This is a genomic window from Pseudarthrobacter sp. MDT1-22 (assembly GCF_054511035.1).
This window is the reverse complement of the sequence record NZ_JBTNDK010000001.1, coordinates 172,834-189,174: the sequence shown is the minus strand read 5'-3', so window position 1 is coordinate 189,174 and position 16,341 is coordinate 172,834. Positions and strand designations below refer to the sequence as shown.

12 protein-coding genes, 2 tRNA genes and 1 pseudogene are annotated in these 16,341 nt (G+C 65.5%); 7 read left to right on the top strand and 8 right to left on the bottom strand.

Features of this window, described 5'->3' with window-relative positions:
* Nucleotides 1–57: 57 nt before the first annotated feature.
* Nucleotides 58–1,260, top strand: a complete 1,203-nt coding sequence (locus ACX80M_RS00925) for an ROK family transcriptional regulator (RefSeq protein WP_459308350.1) — start codon at nucleotides 58–60, stop codon at nucleotides 1,258–1,260.
* 116 nt (nucleotides 1,261–1,376) lie between these two features.
* Here the strand turns inward: ACX80M_RS00925 and ACX80M_RS00920 are convergent, their stop codons facing one another.
* The 7 genes from ACX80M_RS00920 to ACX80M_RS00890 form a co-directional block, all read right to left on the bottom strand.
* Complete coding sequence (locus ACX80M_RS00920; protein ID WP_252598462.1) at nucleotides 1,377–2,033, bottom strand: SDR family oxidoreductase; 657 nt, start codon at nucleotides 2,031–2,033, stop codon at nucleotides 1,377–1,379.
* 16 nt (nucleotides 2,034–2,049) lie between these two features.
* Nucleotides 2,050–2,607 carry a dihydrofolate reductase family protein gene (locus tag ACX80M_RS00915; protein ID WP_252598463.1) on the bottom strand — a complete coding sequence of 186 codons (558 nt, stop codon included), beginning with the start codon at nucleotides 2,605–2,607 and terminating at the stop codon, nucleotides 2,050–2,052.
* A gap of 122 nt (nucleotides 2,608–2,729) precedes the next feature.
* Complete coding sequence (yidC, locus tag ACX80M_RS00910) at nucleotides 2,730–3,512, bottom strand: membrane protein insertase YidC (protein WP_459308347.1); 783 nt, start codon at nucleotides 3,510–3,512, stop codon at nucleotides 2,730–2,732.
* Nucleotides 3,513–3,650: 138 nt separating this feature from the next.
* Nucleotides 3,651–3,724 (bottom strand) — tRNA-Met (locus ACX80M_RS00905).
* Nucleotides 3,725–3,786: 62 nt separating this feature from the next.
* Nucleotides 3,787–3,858: transfer RNA gene (locus ACX80M_RS00900), tRNA-Thr, on the bottom strand.
* A 235-nt stretch (nucleotides 3,859–4,093) separates the two neighbouring features.
* The gene (locus ACX80M_RS00895; RefSeq protein WP_252613887.1) at nucleotides 4,094–6,376 is read right to left on the bottom strand and encodes a DEAD/DEAH box helicase; all 2,283 of its coding nucleotides are present in this window, start codon (nucleotides 6,374–6,376) and stop codon (nucleotides 4,094–4,096) included.
* A 409-nt stretch (nucleotides 6,377–6,785) separates the two neighbouring features.
* Complete coding sequence (locus ACX80M_RS00890; protein ID WP_252613886.1) at nucleotides 6,786–7,439, bottom strand: MOSC domain-containing protein; 654 nt, start codon at nucleotides 7,437–7,439, stop codon at nucleotides 6,786–6,788.
* A 171-nt stretch (nucleotides 7,440–7,610) separates the two neighbouring features.
* On the opposite strand from ACX80M_RS00890, the gene ACX80M_RS00885 reads away from it, so the two are divergent.
* The 4 genes from ACX80M_RS00885 to ACX80M_RS00870 are packed head-to-tail and all read left to right on the top strand — an operon-like array spanning nucleotide 7,611 to nucleotide 12,191.
* Nucleotides 7,611–8,201 carry a Tat pathway signal protein gene (locus ACX80M_RS00885; RefSeq protein ID WP_459308344.1) on the top strand — a complete coding sequence of 197 codons (591 nt, stop codon included), beginning with the start codon at nucleotides 7,611–7,613 and terminating at the stop codon, nucleotides 8,199–8,201.
* Between the two features lie 2 nt (nucleotides 8,202–8,203).
* Complete coding sequence (locus tag ACX80M_RS00880; RefSeq protein ID WP_252613882.1) at nucleotides 8,204–9,415, top strand: glutathionylspermidine synthase family protein; 1,212 nt, start codon at nucleotides 8,204–8,206, stop codon at nucleotides 9,413–9,415.
* Nucleotides 9,416–9,446: 31 nt separating this feature from the next.
* Entirely contained in the window at nucleotides 9,447–10,973 is a 1,527-nt protein-coding gene (locus ACX80M_RS00875) for an APC family permease (RefSeq protein ID WP_252613881.1), read from the top strand.
* Nucleotides 10,974–10,982: 9 nt separating this feature from the next.
* Complete coding sequence (locus ACX80M_RS00870) at nucleotides 10,983–12,191, top strand: acyl-CoA dehydrogenase family protein (RefSeq protein ID WP_252613880.1); 1,209 nt, start codon at nucleotides 10,983–10,985, stop codon at nucleotides 12,189–12,191.
* Between the two features lie 92 nt (nucleotides 12,192–12,283).
* On the opposite strand, the gene ACX80M_RS00865 is transcribed toward ACX80M_RS00870, so the two are convergent.
* On the bottom strand, nucleotides 12,284–12,895 hold the full coding sequence (locus tag ACX80M_RS00865) for a TetR/AcrR family transcriptional regulator (RefSeq protein ID WP_252608487.1): 612 nt from the start codon (nucleotides 12,893–12,895) through the stop codon (nucleotides 12,284–12,286).
* 174 nt (nucleotides 12,896–13,069) lie between these two features.
* On the opposite strand from ACX80M_RS00865, the pseudogene ACX80M_RS00860 reads away from it, so the two are divergent.
* Nucleotides 13,070–13,165, top strand: a pseudogene (locus ACX80M_RS00860) (carbohydrate ABC transporter permease); the annotation flags it as partial.
* The gene (locus tag ACX80M_RS00855; RefSeq protein WP_459308340.1) at nucleotides 13,165–16,323 is read left to right on the top strand and encodes a glycoside hydrolase family 2 TIM barrel-domain containing protein; all 3,159 of its coding nucleotides are present in this window, start codon (nucleotides 13,165–13,167) and stop codon (nucleotides 16,321–16,323) included. The pseudogene ACX80M_RS00860 and the gene ACX80M_RS00855, both read left to right, overlap by 1 nt.
* Nucleotides 16,324–16,341 lie beyond the last annotated feature (18 nt).

Genomic DNA, 16,341 nt, shown 5'->3' with positions numbered 1-16,341 from the left:
ATCTAAATTTAGTTCCTCAAGTATTATGTGGTGCAGAGCACAGAGAGGTCAACGCCCATGACTGAAATATCCGTGGCAACGCCCCAATTACTACGTCGAGTGAGTGCCGGAGCCGTCCTTGACTTCATGCGCGCCTCAGAAGCGGTGACTGTCACCGAGGTCTTGGAGGCCACCGGACTCACGCGGGCCACGGCCATTGCGGTATGCGAGGACCTCATGCAGCGGGGCTGGATACGCGAGCTGGAGAACCAGCGGGCATTCGGTGGCTACCAGAAGGGCAGGCCGGCGCGGCGGTTCGAGCTCAACGAACGCGCCGGCTACGTCCTGGGCATGGACGTGGGTGTCTCCAAGGCCACCGTGGTGGTGTCCGACCTTCGCGGAAAGGCCCTCGGCAGGTCCAGCCAACCCTTCGCGGAAGCAGACATCCCGGCCGAGGAACGCATCGCCGTCATTGACCGCACCGCCATGATGGCACTGCACAGCGTGGGCGCTTCGCCGGATTCCGTCCTGGCCGTCTGCGCCGGCATTGCGGCGCCAGTGGACCGTAACGGCGAGGTGCTGGTGACGCAGCACTTCTGGGGACTGTTCGACGTCGGCCTGAAGTCTGCGCTGCGGGACCGGCGGGGCTGGACCGTACTGCTGGAAAACGATGCGAACCTGGCCGCCCTGGGCGACCGCTGGCGCGGCGCCGCTGCCGGCGTGGACGACGTCGTGGTCATCCTCGCGAGTGAGCGCTTCGGCTCGGGAGTGATCGACGGCGGACGGCTGCTGCACGGCCGGGGCGGAGGCGCCGGCGAGCTCGCCTTCCTCGACATGGTGGAGGGTGTGGGAGATACCTACGGCATCGCCGCATTGGCAAGGACGTGGGCGGCTGACGCCCTTGCCGGCAAGGTCAAAACATCCCTCCGGGAGTTTGCCGCCGAAGGAGTCGAGGCGGAGCAGGTCTTCGCGGCTGCCGCCGACGGAGATGCCGTGGCGCGGGCGATCCTCGAACGGCTCGCCGACAGGATGGCCAGGATCATCGGGGCTGTGTCCACCATCATCAACCCGGAACTGGTGGTCATCGGCGGCGCCGTGGCCAAGTCTGCCGGCGTGCTGCTTGGGCCGATCGCCAGGCACCTGACCAAGTACACCGTCACTCCCCCGCGGGTGGCGGTCTCGCCCTTGGGAGATTCAATCGTGACCGTCGGCGCCGTACGATGCGCCCTCGACTACGTGGAAAAGAACACCCTGGACCTGGAGCTCGCGGTTCCGGACTAAGCTGCGTGATCCAACGGCGCGAAGGGACACTTGAGGCCCCGGACCCGCATCGGTTCCAGGGCCTCAACTGTCCCTTCGCGCTGTGTTATTCCAGCGTCGCGGCCGGTCCCTCTCGGCTACGGCTGCGGCTCCAGGGCGGCGGCAATCGGGAGTGTGCCGTCACGGAATTCGATGGTCCTCCCCGCCGTTTCGGGCAGGTCAAGCACCGCGGCGGCCACACTGGCCGTGTTGCTGCGGGAGGTTGCCCGGCTGTCGTCCGTTCCGGGGTCCACTTCGATGAGCCCTGTCCCCGGCTGGTCCGTCAGCGTCCCCGGACCCAGGATGGTCCAGGCCAGTGCGGTGCCGCGCAGGTACTCATCCGCCGCCGCCTTGGCGTCCGCGTAGGCAAAGAAGCTGTTCTCCGCCGGGACGCCGTGGTCCGGCCCCGCGCCCAGGTAGGACACCATCACATAACGCCCGACGCCGGCCTCCGCCGCCGCGTCCATCGACCGGATGGCCGCGTCCCGGTCCACCGCATACGTGCGTTCCGGGCTTCCTCCCCCGGCCCCGGCAGACCAGACCACGGCGTCATGGCCCCTGAGGGCGTCGGCGATTGCCGCCGTCGTCGAATTCTCAACGTCCAGGACCGACGGCGTAGCGCCGGTAGCCGCGACATCCGCCGCATGGTCCGGGTTGCGGATGATGGATGTGACGCTGTGACCTTCGGTTGTAAGAAGCGTGGACAGGTGGAGGGCCACTTTGCCGTGGCCGCCGATGATAACGATGCTGGTCATGCCCCCATTCTGCCCCTTATGCCCGTGTGCGGTAGCGGAGGTAGACCACGCCGTTTCCAAAGGTGTGCTCTTCGAGGAGTTCCAGCCGCAGGCCCAGCCCGTCCGGCAGGAAGCGCAGGCCTCCTCCCACGGCTACCGGATTGAGGAACACGCGGCATTCGTCCACCAGCCCGGCGTTGAGCGCCGCAGCGGCCAAGGTGGGGCCGCTGATGCTGATGTGCGCGTCCGTGGCGTTCTTGAGGCCCCGGACGGCGTCGGGAACAAAGGTCCGTTCGATCCTGGTCTTAGCCGTGGATGCGGCGGTGAGAGTGGCGGAGTAGACAACCTTGTCTGCCCCTTGCCAGATCCGCGCGAAGTCCCGGATGTAGTCCGGCTGATCGGGGGTATCGAAGGTTTCCCACGCAGACATGACCTGGTACATGCGGCGGCCGAAAAGGTAGGTGCCCACATCGCGTTCGAGATCATTGACGAACGTATGGACTTCCTCGTCCGGCTCGCTCCAGCTGAAGTTGCCGTTGCGGTCCGCGACGTAGCCGTCCAGGGACACGATGCCTGAGTAGATGAGCCGGCCCATCCGCCCATTGTGCCGCCGTCGGCAGCGGATGGGTAGGCTGTAGCGGCCGCGGGGTGCCTGCCCTGCGGTGAGGGGTGAGGTTTCAGCGCTTCGGGCGGCCGTTAGCGTCGAAACCTCACCCCTCATTTGATGGTGAACTGTTGCGCCATGGTCCAGAGGTTGGTGGTGGTCCAGTAGATCAGGACGCCGATCGGGAAGAGGACGCCGCCCACACCGAAGACGAGCGGCAGAATGTACATGATCACCTTCTGCTGGCGCGCGAGGGGATTATCTGCGGCTTCGTCAGGCACGGTCCGGGCCACGATGCGTCGTTGCGTGATGAACTGCGCGGCCGTCATGGCCAGGATCATCAGGCTGGTCAGTACTGCGACCGCCGCGGGGTCGCCACCACTGCCGTGCAGCACGGACGCTGACAGCGGGGCGCCGAAAATACTTGATTCGTCGAACTGCACAGCCTGTTCGTGGGTCATCGCTCCGATGCCGTGGGCTTCCCTGGCTGCGGCTGGAATGCCGGAGAGTACCTGGAAGAGCGCGAAGAAGAACGGCACCTGGATGAGCATCGGCAGGCAGGCGGACAGAGGGTTGGTCCCGTGTTCCTTGTAGAGGGCCATCTGTTCCTGCGCCATGGCCTGCCGAGACAGCTGATCGCTCTTGCCCTTGTACTTTTCCTGCAGCCTCTTCAGGTCCGGCTGCAGGAGCCGCATCCGGCGCTGGGCGCTGACCTGCCGCAGGAACACCGGAATCAGGGCGGCACGGATGATCAGCACGAGGCCGATGATGGACACAGTCCACGTCCAGCCGCTTGCCGCAGGCATGCGCATGGTGCTCAGGACGTCATGGATTCCGACCATGATGGCGGACACAATCCAGTTGAACGGACCCATGATTGCTCCGAAGAAGTCCACTGATATCCCCATCGCCACGTGCAGCAAAGCTACGGCGAAAAGGAGCGCTTGTCACGGCTTCGCACCGCCGCAAACACACCGTCGTGCGGGGAAACAGAAAAACCCCCGGAATCTCGGGGATTCCGGGGGCTTAGCCTGTAGCGGTGGGGAGGCTCGATCTCCCGACCTCACGATTATGAGTCGTGCGCTCTAACCAACTGAGCTACACCGCCACGAATGAGAAAAACCTGCACCAAGCCGGTCAAAAACCGCCTTGACACAGGCCCTCATCCAGAGCCCCCCACCGGAATCGATCCGGTGACCTCGTTCTTACCAAGAACGCGCTCTACCACTGAGCTAGGGGGGCAACGAGTAAATACTCTACCGGAAGATTTGGCCACCAACAAATCGGCTCCAGAACGACGCCCGCGGCGCCAAAAGTGCCGGAAATCCGGGCTTTCGGCGCCCTCCGGACGGCCCATAAATCGGCCCAGGGAGGGATCCCGGCGGGGATGTGACCAAGCCAACTTAAGCAGCAACCTTAAAGCAGAACGGGCCGGCAAGAAGCCGGCCCGTTCCCAGTTCACTTTAGGAAGCAGTGGTTACCACTTGTTGCGGGGCTTGAAGCCGCCTTCGGTGCGCGGCTTGCGTGCCGCGTCGGTGCCCACGCTGCGCTCGTTGCGGTCGCTGAAGGAGCGGCCGCCGCGGTCAGCGGAGCTACGCTCGCCGTCGGTCTTGCGGAATTCCTTCTTGAACCCGCCGTTGCCCTTGAAGTTGCCGCCACGGTCCCCGCCACCGGCGCCACCGCCGGAGTAACCACCACGGTCGCCGCCACCGGCGCCACCGCCGGAGTAACCACCACGGTCGCCGCCGCCACGGTTGCCCTGGTAGCCGCCACGCTCGCCGCCACGGCTACCCTGGTAGCCGCCACGCTCGCCGTCACCGGAGGGCTTGCGGCCGTTGTCCAGCTCGAGGTGGATCAGCTCGCCGCCGATCCGGGTGCGGGACAGTGCCTTCAGCTGGTCGGCGCTAAGGTCCGCCGGGAGCTCCACGAGGGAGTGGTCCGCACGGATGTCGATGCCGCCGATGTTGGCCGAGGAGATGCCGCCTTCGTTGGCAATGGCGCCAACGATGGAACCCGGCATGACGCGCTGGCGGCGTCCGACGGCGATCCGGTAGGTGGCATTGCCCTCAGTGAGGGTACGGGTGGGGCCACGTGAGCCGAAGCCGTCCTTGGAGCGCTCGCGCTTCTGGAAATCGGGAGCTGCGGCCAGTTCCTTGACGAGCAGAGGCTGACCGCCCTGGGCCATCACGGCCAGCGCAGCAGCGATCTCCGAGGCCGGCACGTTGTGCTCTTCCTCGTAGGAGGAGATGAGGTCGCGGAACGCGGCAACGTCCTCGGACTCGAGGGTCTCCGTGATGCGCTCGGCGAACTTGCCCAGGCGCAGCGTGTTGACGGTCTCGGCCGTGGGCAGGTGCATCTGCTCCACCGGCTGACGGGTTGCCTTCTCGATGGAACGCAGCAGGTACTTCTCGCGCGGCGTCATGAACAGGATGGCGTCGCCGGAACGGCCTGCACGGCCGGTGCGGCCGATGCGGTGGACGTAGGACTCGGTGTCGTGCGGGATGTCGTAGTTGACCACGTGGCTGATGCGCTCAACGTCAAGGCCACGGGCCGCAACGTCTGTGGCCACCAGGATATCGATGCGGCCTTCCTTCAGCGCCTCGACAGTGCGTTCGCGCTGCTGCTGCGGGATGTCGCCGTTGATGGCTGCAGCCTGGAAGCCGCGGGCCTTCAGCTTGTCAGCCAGGTCCTCTGTGGCCATCTTGGTGCGCACGAAGGCGATGACGCCGTCGAACTCTTCAACCTCGAGGATGCGGGTCAGGGCGTCAAGCTTGTGCGGGCCCATAACCTGCAGGTACCGCTGGCGGGTGTTGGCGCCGGTGGTGGTCTTGGACTTGACCGAAATCTCGGCCGGGTTGTTCAGGTATTGCTTGGACATGCGGCGGATCTGGCTCGGCATGGTGGCCGAGAACAGTGCCACCTGGCGGTCCGACGGGGTCTGCTGGAAGATCTGCTCCACGTCTTCGGCGAAGCCCATGCGCAGCATTTCGTCGGCCTCGTCCAGCACCAGGTACTGGAGCTCGGACAGGTCCAGGGAACCCTTGGAGATGTGGTCGATCACACGGCCGGGAGTACCAACAACAACCTGGGCACCGCGGCGCAGGCCAGCGAGCTGCGGGCCGTAGGCGGAGCCGCCGTAGACGGGGAGGACGGTGAAGTCATCGATGTGCTTGGCGTACGAGGTGAAGGCCTCGGCAACCTGGAGCGCCAGCTCGCGGGTCGGAGCCAGGACCAGCGCCTGGGTCTTGCGGGACGGGCCGTTGAGGTCGTGGAGCTCGGCCAGGCGGGACAGTGCCGGTACTGCGAATGCTGCAGTCTTACCGGTGCCGGTCTGGGCGAGGCCCACAACGTCGCGGCCTTCAAGCAGCAGCGGGATGGTTGCTGCCTGGATGGGGGAAGGCTTTTCGTAGCCGACGTCCATCAGGGCGGCGAGGACGCGGCCGTCGATGCCGAGATCGGCGAACTTGACGCCCTCGTCTTCGGTTTCCTCAGCCTTGGCGGGTGCTTCTTCGGTCTTAGCTTCCTCAGCCTTAGCTACGGGAGCTTCTTCAAACTTGGCAGCAGGCGCCTCGGTCTGAGCGGCAGGCGCTTCTTCGACCTTGGCAGGGGCTTCTTCAGCGCGAGCAACGGGCGCTTCAGCTTCGGTGGCGGCGGGCTCTGCTGCGGGGGCAACGGCCTCGGTGAACTCGACAGCGACGGTTTCGGCAGTTACTGCTTCGGCGGTGATAGCTGTCTCGTCGTTGGTCTGATTTTCAGGCATAGGGAAATTTCCTCATCCATAGGGGGCCAGGCGGCACAACCCGAGGTGAGCGGAGCCGCAGTACATGTGCCGTGGGTGCCGGGCATACATTGACCGGCCGGTCACTTAGAAGTCCGGCGCTTTCGCAATCCCGTGGCAGGACTTCCCGCTGCATCTCTTGGCTGCTATCCCAGCAGTCTGTACAGCGTTTTCTTTAGCCGGCTCTCCCTATGAAAATGCCCGCATCACAATAGCGGGCCCCAACACTTGCCAGTCCTGCCTCAAAAATTGGGCAGGAATAAGGGATTTCCGGAGTGGGGGATGTTTCAAGTGTAAGGTATAGATGCGCTTTGCGGCTAATTGAACGTACGACGACGGCGGTGAGCTTGCGCACATGGCCGTCGAGTTCCATGCGGCTAAGGCCGTGACGCTACCGTCCCAGCCGCCGCAGCAGCGCCTCAAAGGCGTCGTGGTACTCGGACTGGAGGCGGATCTCACCGTCGGCGTCGGCATCCCGCAAGGCTTCCATGGACTCAAGGTCAGGTTCGCTGAACCACTTTCCGATGGTGATGCCGTGGGTCGGCACGAAAAGCCGGTGGATGTGGTCGCCTGCCTGGACGGTGCCGGTGCGGATCACGCGCAGGTACGTACCAATCCGGCCCGCTTCCGTGAAGCGCTTGACCCATTGCGGCTCCCCCATCCGACGCTGGAAGGCGGCGCACGGGACGCGCGGCGAAGTGACTTCAACTTCGACGTCGAGCCCGATCTTCCAGCGTTCGCCGATCACTGCCCCGGTGGTCTCGATGCCGGACACGCGGAGGTTCTCGCCGAAGATCCCGGGCGGGACGTCGCGCTGAAGCTCCTTCGCCCAGTAGTCGGCATCATCCTGGGAGTAGGCGTAGATGGCCTGGTCCTCCCCACCATGGTGGACCCGGCTCGCCTGGACGTCACCGTGGAGGCCGAGTTTGTGGACCTTAACGGGACCTTCCACCGGCCGCTTGTCGATGGCGGTAACTCCCACGCTGCCTTCATCGGGAAGGAGCTGGTGGACACGGCAGACGGCTAGCACTGATGCAGTTTCCATGGCTCCAGTGTAGGGTTCCCGGCGTTCCAGCCACCGTTGGAACCGGAGATGGGCAGTTCTCTCCCGTTTCGTGCTCGCAGCCGGACCGGGCAGAGACTACGCTGATTTCAGGATTGAGCTTCCGGCGCACAGTTGCGCCCACATTCAGCATGGACTACCAAGGGGGACGTCATGGACCCGGAAAAGGACCAAGGCAACGGTCCGGACAAAGACCCGGCCAAACACCAGGGCACCGGTCAAGGCAAGGACCAGGGGGCGCCGAAGCCGCCGTGGCAGGTGCCCAAGCCGGAACTGCGCCCCGAACTCCTGAACCAACCCCTTCCCACGGTTGATCCCTTCGCCCGGGACCGCGAGCGCCAGACCCATGATGCGGCCGCGCGCAAGAAACGTTCCCAGCGGCGGACCGTTGTGGTGGGGTTGGGAGTCACGGCCCTCCTCGCCGGCACCATCACCGCCGTCGTGGCCAGCAACCAGGATGAGGCCGACTACGCCCAGGTCTGTTTCAACGACAAAACCGGCGAGCGCGTGGAGGACACGCAGTGCAACAGCTCCGCCGGACGCAGCGGTGCGCTCTTCGCGTGGTACTTCTACTCCCGCGGCGCCAGCGTTCCCGGGGTGGGCCAGAACCGGTCCTCGTATCCGAGCTACACCAGCACCATCCCCAGCGGCGCCAAGGCATCCACCGGGTACAGCACCAAGGGCGGAACGGTCAGCAGGGGCGGCTTTGGCAGCAGCTCCAAGGGCGGAAGCACGGGGGGCTAGGCGTGAAGCGGTTGTTGTTGGAGCCCAGGCCCGGCTGGAAGCAGAAGATCGAAGAGCAGGGCCTGGTCTTCTCCACCACCACCATGCCCGACGGCCGGAAGATTGAATACTGGAACGAAGCCGCCTACTACGAATTCACCATGGACGAGGTGGAGACGCTGGAGGTCACGGCCGAGGACATGCACAAGATGTGCCTGGAGGCCGCCAAGTTCCTCGCCACGGGCGCCATGGGGAACATCGGCATCGGCCCGCAGGCACTGGAGCTCGCGGCTGAGTCGTTGCAGGCCGCGGACATGGATGTCTACGGGCGCTTCGACTTTATCTATGACGGCCAGGGCGGACCGGCCAAGATGCTGGAGTACAACGCCGACACCCCCACCGGCCTGATCGAGGCCGCCGTCGCGCAATGGTTCTGGCTGCAGGACGTGTTCCCGGAAAAGGACCAGTGGAACGGCATCCACGAGGCCCTGATCCGGCAGTGGAAGAAAATGCAGTACCGCACCGGCATGAGCACGCTCCACATCGCCCATTCCGAGGCTGAGGAGTCCGGCGAGGACTGGATGACGGCCGCGTACATGCGGGACGTGGCCAGCCAGGCGGGCTGGACCACTATCGGCATCAACATGTCCGATATCGGCTGGGATCCCAACCTGAACCGCTTTGTGGACCTGGACAACTTCATGATCAGCACCATGTTCAAGCTGTATCCCTGGGAGCTGATGATGAAGGAGCCGTTCGGGCACCGGCTGCTGCAGCGCGCACATAATCCCCGCTGGGTGGAGCCTGCGTGGAAAATGCTGCTCTCTAACAAGGCCTTGCTGGCTGCTCTGTGGCACCTGTACCCGGACCACCCCAACCTGCTGCCGGCCTACCTCAACGAGCCCGGGCCCCTGAAGGAATGGGTGGCCAAGCCGCTGCATGGGCGCGAAGGCGACAACATCAAGATCCATGCGCCGGGCATCAGCCTGGAGCAGCCGGGCGGGTACGGCCGTGAGGGCTGGTGCTACCAGCAGTTCCATGCGCTGCCCGACTTCGACGGCAACCACCCCGTCCTTGGCCTCTGGGTGGTGGACGGCGAGTCCGTGGGCTGCGGGATCCGCGAATCGGACGGCCCCATCACCGACTACTTCTGCCGTTTTGTGCCCAACACCATCGACGCCCCGGCGCCGCTTTCAGCGCAGGCCCACTCCAGCAAAGCAGGTATCGCACTATGAGCACCCTGATATTCCAGAGCCCGGTGACCGTATGAGTGCGGAGACGACGACGGCGGGCGGCGCTCCCGGCGGACCGTCCGGCGGTGCCGTCCCCGACAAGGGGCTCCGGGCGGGGATCCTGGACCTCGGCGACTCGGTCATGCTGGGCCTCGCATCCACGGCGCCCGTGTATTCGCTGGCCGCCACGCTGGGCCTGATCGTGGCCGTCAACGGAAACTACACTCCCCTGATCCTGATCCTCGGGTTCATCCCCGTCCTGTTCATCGCGTACGCCTTCCGGGAGCTGAACAGCGCCATGCCGGACTGCGGCACCACGTTCACCTGGTCCCGCCGGGCGTTCGGTCCCTGGGCGGGTTGGCTGGGCGGCTGGGGTGTTGCCCTGGCCGGCATCGTGGTCCTGGCCAATCTCGCGCAGGTGGCAGGCCAGTACCTGTGGCTGCTGATCGGCGACGGTTCACTGGCCGAAAACAAGGTGGTGGTCACGGCCACCGGTGTGCTGTTCATCGTGTTTATGACCCTGGTGAACTACCGGGGCATCCGGGTGGGCGAGCATGTCCAGCGGGTCCTGACGTACGTTCAGTATGTGTCGCTGGGCATCTTCGCGCTGGCCATCATTGTGCGGATCGCGGGCGGGGCCCCGGAGGGCCAGGCGTTCGATTTCGAGTGGTTCAACCCGGCCGGTGCCTTCGCCGACCCCTTCGCCGTGGTGCACGGTTCGCTGCTTGCCCTGTTCATCTATTGGGGCTGGGATACCTGCCTGGCGGTGAACGAGGAAACGGAAAACCCGTCCACCACGCCTGGGCGCGGCGCCGTCATTTCGGCCTTTGTCCTGGTGGCCGTCTATGTCTCGGTGGCCTTGCTGGTGATGATGTACGCCACGGTTGGCACCGAGGGCATTGGCCTGGGCAACGAAGCGAACCAGTCCGACGTCTTCCTGGCGATGAAGGACGTGGTCCTGGGTCCGTGGGGCTGGCTGATTGTGGTGGCCGTGCTGGCCTCGGTCCTGTCGTCCACGCAGACCACCATCCTGCCCACGGCCCGCGGAACACTGTCGATGGGCGTGCACGGTGCGCTGCCGCAGAAGTTCGGCGAAGTCCATACCCGCAACCAGACCCCCGGATTCTCCACCCAGGTCATGGGCGCAGCGGCCGTGGTGTACTACGTGGCCATGAGCTTCCTCAGCGAAAACCTGCTCTCCGATTCCATCAGCGCCATCAGCCTGTTTATCGCGTTCTACTATGCGCTGACGGGCTTCGCGTGCTTCTGGTATTTCCGGGGGACCTTCCGGGAATCGGCCCGCAACCTCTGGTTCCGCGGCATCCTTCCGCTGCTCGGGGCACTGATCCTCACGGCGGCGTTCTTCATTTCCGCCGTCCAGATGTGGGATCCGGCCTACGGTGACACCCAGATCTTCGGCGTCGGCGGGGCGTTCGTCAGCGGCGTGGTGCTCCTGGCCCTGGGCGTCGTCCTGGCCGTTGTCTGCCGGTTCCTGCCGTCAACGCGGGAATACTTCATCGGGAAGCCGACGGCGGCGGCTGCCACACCGACGTCGGCCTAAGATACACAGATGAGCGACGCTGGAGTCACCGCCGAACTGCCCCTTACACCGGACCCGTCCGACGTCCTGGCCCTTAATGCGCTGCTGAGCGCTGACGAGCGGGCACTCCAGCAGCGGATCCGCGACTTCACGGACCAGCGGATCAAGCCAAACATTGCCCGCTGGTATGACGACGCCGTTTTTCCGCTGGAACTGGCTCCCGAACTCGGCGAGCTGGGCGTCCTGGGGATGCACCTGGAAGGCTATGGCTGCCCCGGCCGCTCCGCCGTCGAATACGGCCTGGCCGCGATGGAACTCGAGGCCGGCGATTCCGGGATCCGGACCTTTGTCTCTGTGCAGGGGTCCCTGGCCATGACGGCCATCCACAAATGGGGTTCGGAGGACCAGAAGCAGGAGTGGCTCCCCCGGATGGCTGCCGGCGAAGTGATCGGCTGCTTCGCCCTGACTGAGCCCACGGCAGGCTCCGACCCGTCCTCCATGACCACTTTCGCCCGCCGGGACGGCACCGGGGACAACGCCGGCTGGGTCCTGGACGGTGCCAAACGCTGGATCGGACTGGCCTCCGTGGCCGGGGTGATGGTGGTGTGGGCCCAAACCGACGACGGCGTCCGCGGCTTCCTGGTGCCGGCCGGTATGGCGGGCGTGACCGCAACGCCCATCACCCAGAAGCTCTCCATGCGCGCTTCCATCCAGTGCGATGTGGTGTTCGACGGCGTCCGGCTGGGACCGGAGGCCATGCTGCCGGCTGCGATGGGCCTGCGCGGGCCGTTTGCGTGCCTGAACGAGGCCCGCTACGGGATCATCTGGGGTGCCATGGGCGCCGCGCGTGATTCCTACGAAGCCGCCCTGGCCTATTCCCAGGACCGGTTGCAGTTCGGCAAGCCGCTGGCCGGGTACCAGCTGACGCAGGAGAAGCTGGTGAACATGCTGCTGGAGATCCAGAAGGGCACCATGCTGGCCTTCTATCTGGGGCGCCTCAAGGACGAAAGGAAGCTGCGGCCCGAGCAGATCTCGCTGGGCAAGCTGAACAACGTGCGCGAGGCCATCAGGATCGCCCGGGACGCCCGTTCCATCCTCGGCGGCAACGGCATCACGCTGGACTATTCGCCGCTCCGGCACGCTGCCAACCTGGAGTCCGTCCGCACCTACGAGGGCACCGACGAGGTCCACATGCTCGTTCTTGGTCAGCACATCACCGGCCTCGGCGCGTTCCGGTAAACCCACCCGCCCCTCCCCAACTAGGTAGCAGTAACTGTCGTTTTGAGGGCTCATAACGACAGTTACTGCTACCTAGTTGGGACTACGTGTGGTTATTCAGGCAGGATGACCAGCTCCAGGTAGCCTCGCAGGCACCCCGCCATGTCGACATTCGCGGGCGCCAACAGCCACTGCGTTTGGATCCCGTCCCACAGCGCAATCAATGATGCCGCCGCGGCTTCGGGTTCTACACCGGGGCGCAGCCGCCCTTCCTCGGCGAGTTGCGTAAACCGACGGGCGTAGCTCCGCCGCAGCCGTTCGAAACGTTCCGTGAAGAATTCGCGACCCGGATGGCCGTCCGTGACGGATTCCGCACACAGCACGGTGTACAACTCGATGACACCCGGGATCTCTTCGTTGAAGCGCGCCTGGCGGATCACGGCGTCAACAAGCGTTTCCTCCGGATCCGGAGGTGTGGCGCCGTCTCCGGTATTCGAGTCGCGCCAGTTGAGCACGGCAAGCAGCAAGTCGCTTTTCGACGGGAAGTAGTGCAGGAGGCTCGTCTGGCTCATTCCGACGTGGTCGGCAACGTCCTGCAGGGAGCCTGCCCGGTACCCGTGGGCCGCAAACACAGCGTGCGCGGCAACAAGGATCGCGTGCCGGCGTTCCGTCGACTTCGCATATGGTCCCCGCCGGGACGGCCGGCTCGCCTCGTTTGTGGTCATGGCAAGCCAGTGTACAGGCGGATGTAGCAGGCAGAATCAAAACTCGAGTAACTACTCGAATTTTGTGTTAGCCTGTCTCCTACCCGCTTCCATACGTGCCGCAGCTCACACTCGCTGGCACATGAACCGACACAATGAGGTGCAGGCAACATGGCCCGATTCACCCGGAGACGCGGCGGCGTATTGCTGTCGATCATCCCGCTCAGCATTGCCATGGTTATCCTGCAGCGCTTCTGGCGCGGCGGGCTTACAGAAGGAGCAGTCAAGTAATGTCCCAGTCCACAGCATCCGGGCGCACCGCCGATGTTTCCTACATCATCGACCGCGGACCGGGTTCGGGCAGGCGGACAGCCGCCCGATCCTGGCTGCACACCACAGCTCCCGCCCAGTCACTCAACGGCAACTGGCGCTTCCGGCTCCTGCCCGGCGCACCGGGAACCCCCGGGGGCCGCGGCGTCCTGCCCGCAGGCGAGGCCCTCGAGGGCGTGGCCGAGGAGACCTTCGATGACTCGTCATGGGAGGAGATCGCCGTCCCGGCCCACTGGGTACTGGAAGGCGACGGGCGCTATGGGCGGCCAATCTACACGAATGTGCGTTTTCCCTTCCCCACCGATGCACCCAACGTCCCCGATGAGAATCCCACCGGCGACTACCGGCGCACCTTCGAACTGCCGGAGGCATGGACCGAAGCCGTACGGATCCTGCTGCGGTTCGACGGCGTCGAGTCGCGGTACAAGGTGTGGGTCAACGGGGTGCCGATCGGCGTCGGCGTCGGGAGCCGGCTGGCCCAGGAGTTCGACGTCACGGATGCTGTGCGTCCTGGATCGAACGTGCTGGCCGTGCGCGTGCACCAGTGGTCGGCGTCGAGCTACGTCGAAGACCAGGACCAGTGGTGGCTGCCGGGCATCTTCCGCGACGTAACGCTCCAGGCGCGGCCGGCGGGCGGCATCGACGACGCCTGGCTGCGCACCTCGTTCAGCGGCTCCGGTAATTCCGGCGCCGGCACCATTGACCCTGAAATCACGGCAACCGGTGACGCTTTTCCGGTGACGCTCTCCGTGCCGGAGCTGGGCGTGGACGTCACGTGGAACTCTGCGGCGGACGTTGCCCCGGTCCTGATCGACGCCGTCGAACCGTGGTCTGCCGAGATTCCGCGGCTGTATGACGCAACGGTGAGCAGCGCTGCCGAAACGCTCTCCCTCAGCCTGGGCTTCCGCACGGTGGAAATCGTGGGGGACCGCTTTCTGGTGAACGGCCGGCGGGTGGTGTTCCACGGCATGAACCGTCACGAGACCCATCCCGACCGGGGCCGCGTCTTCGACGAAGAATCTGCCCGCGCCGATCTGGCCCTTATGAAGCAGTTCAACGTCAATGCGATCCGGACCAGCCACTATCCCCCGCATCCGCGGCTGCTGGATCTGGCCGATGAAATGGGGTTCTGGGTGGTGCTTGAGTGCGACCTCGAAACGCACGGATTCCATGCCCAGCGATGGGCCGGCAATCCCAGCGACGATCCCGCCTGGCGCGAAGCCTTCGTGGACCGCATCGAGCGCACCATCGAGCGCGACAAGAACCACCCCTCCATCGTTATGTGGTCGCTCGGTAACGAGGCTGGCACGGGCGCCAACCTCGCCGCAATGGCCGCGTGGGCCCATGCCCGCGACACCGGACGTCCCGTCCACTATGAGGGCGATTACAGCGGCGCCTACACGGACGTCTATTCGCGGATGTACTCCTCCGTCCCCGAGACCGAGGCGATCGGACGCGACGACTCCGGCTCCCTGCTGCTCGGCTGTTCCGCTGCCGAGTCGGCACGGCAACGGACCAAGCCCTTCATCCTGTGCGAGTACGTTCATGCGATGGGCAACGGCCCCGGCGCCATCGACCAGTACGAGGACCTCGTTGACCACTACCCACGGCTGCACGGTGGTTTCGTCTGGGAGTGGCGGGACCACGGCATCCGCACACGCACGGAAGACGGAACCGAATTCTTCGCCTATGGCGGCGATTTCAACGAGGTCATCCACGACGGCAACTTCGTGATGGACGGAATGGTCCTCTCCGATTCGACGCCGAGCCCGGGACTGTTCGAATACAAGCAGATCGTGGCGCCGATCCGTTTGGGCTTCGGCACCGAGGTGCCCCATGGAACACCGTCCGACGGCGGTGCGCGGCGGTTCATCACAGTCGCCAATCTGCGGCACTCGGCGGACGCCTCCGACGTCGTGCTCCAGTGGCGGACCGAAGTGGACGGCATCCGCAGTGACTCGGGCGAACTGGCAATCGCCGGCGCGTCGGGCAAGGCTCTTGCGGCTGGCGACTCGGCGCAGCTGGAGCTGCCGGCGTTTGCTGTCTCAGGTAGAGGTGAGAACTGGCTCACCGTTGAAGCCGTGCTCCGCAAGGACACTGACTGGGCTCCGGCCGGGCATGTGATTTCAGCCGCCCAGCTGGATCTCTCGGAGCCTGCGGCACGAGTTCAGGCTCCGCGCCCGCTGGCTTCAGTCGGCCGGACCGGCTCCTTGGCGGCGAGTTCGGATGCCGAATCCTCGGGAACCGGAACAGTAACCCTCGGACCCGCGGTCTTCGAGGAGGGCCGGCTTGTGTCGCTGGGCGGACTGCCGGTGGCCGGTCCCCGCCTGGAGCTCTGGCGCGCACCGACGGATAACGACGGCGGAGCGGGCCGCGGCAGTTACGATCTCGCCGACCCCTGGCTGAACAACGGAAACGGCGTGCCGGCCCCGACGTCGGCCGCGGTCTGGCGCAAAGCGGGCCTGGACCGCTTGACGGCCCGGGTGGAAAAGATCTCGGCGAACGATTCAGGCGTGGCGGTCCGGACACGGTATGCGGCGGCCGACAGCGCCGACTCCGTGACGGTCGAAGAGCAGTGGCAGCTCGCGGATGGGGAGCTGTGGCTTCGCCTGGACATCGTCCCCAGCGCTGGCTGGAACATGATCTGGCCACGCATCGGGGTCAGGTTCGATTTGCCCGGCTCCGTGGATGGCGCGTCCTGGTTCGGTGCCGGGCCCCGCGAATCGTATCCGGACAGCATGCACGCGGCCCTGATCGGGCGGTATTCGGCAGCAATCGACGACCTCACGGTGACGTACGCCAAGCCCCAGGAGAGCGGGCACCGCAGTGCCGTGCGTTCACTCGACCTGAACAATGAGGGGGCGCCCTGGCTGAGGATCGAGACGGTGGCCGATGGCCGCGGGCGCCGGCCCGGTTTCACCCTGGCCCGTCACACCGCACAGGAGGTCAGCGCAGCGGCCCATCCCCACGAGTTGCCTCCGAGCGAGCACAGCTACCTCTATCTGGACGCCGCCCAGCATGGGTTGGGTTCACGGGCCTGCGGCCCGGACGTCTGGCCGGACTTCGCCCTTCGTCCGGAGGCCCGCACGGTGATGCTGCGCATCGGGACGGCCGGGTAGCCGCCGAGATGGCATTTC

Coding starts and splice junctions, on each gene's coding strand:
- ACX80M_RS00895 (WP_252613887.1), bottom strand. CDS start 6,376: ATGCCTGAAAATCAGACCAACGACGAGACAGCTATCACCGCCGAAGCA.
- ACX80M_RS00885 (WP_459308344.1), top strand. CDS start 7,611: ATGGACCCGGAAAAGGACCAAGGCAACGGTCCGGACAAAGACCCGGCC.
- ACX80M_RS00865 (WP_252608487.1), bottom strand. CDS start 12,895: ATGACCACAAACGAGGCGAGCCGGCCGTCCCGGCGGGGACCATATGCG.
- ACX80M_RS00925 (WP_459308350.1), top strand. CDS start 58: ATGACTGAAATATCCGTGGCAACGCCCCAATTACTACGTCGAGTGAGT.
- ACX80M_RS00870 (WP_252613880.1), top strand. CDS start 10,983: ATGAGCGACGCTGGAGTCACCGCCGAACTGCCCCTTACACCGGACCCG.
- ACX80M_RS00915 (WP_252598463.1), bottom strand. CDS start 2,607: ATGGGCCGGCTCATCTACTCAGGCATCGTGTCCCTGGACGGCTACGTC.
- ACX80M_RS00855 (WP_459308340.1), top strand. CDS start 13,165: ATGTCCCAGTCCACAGCATCCGGGCGCACCGCCGATGTTTCCTACATC.
- ACX80M_RS00890 (WP_252613886.1), bottom strand. CDS start 7,439: ATGGAAACTGCATCAGTGCTAGCCGTCTGCCGTGTCCACCAGCTCCTT.
- ACX80M_RS00875 (WP_252613881.1), top strand. CDS start 9,447: ATGAGTGCGGAGACGACGACGGCGGGCGGCGCTCCCGGCGGACCGTCC.
- ACX80M_RS00920 (WP_252598462.1), bottom strand. CDS start 2,033: ATGACCAGCATCGTTATCATCGGCGGCCACGGCAAAGTGGCCCTCCAC.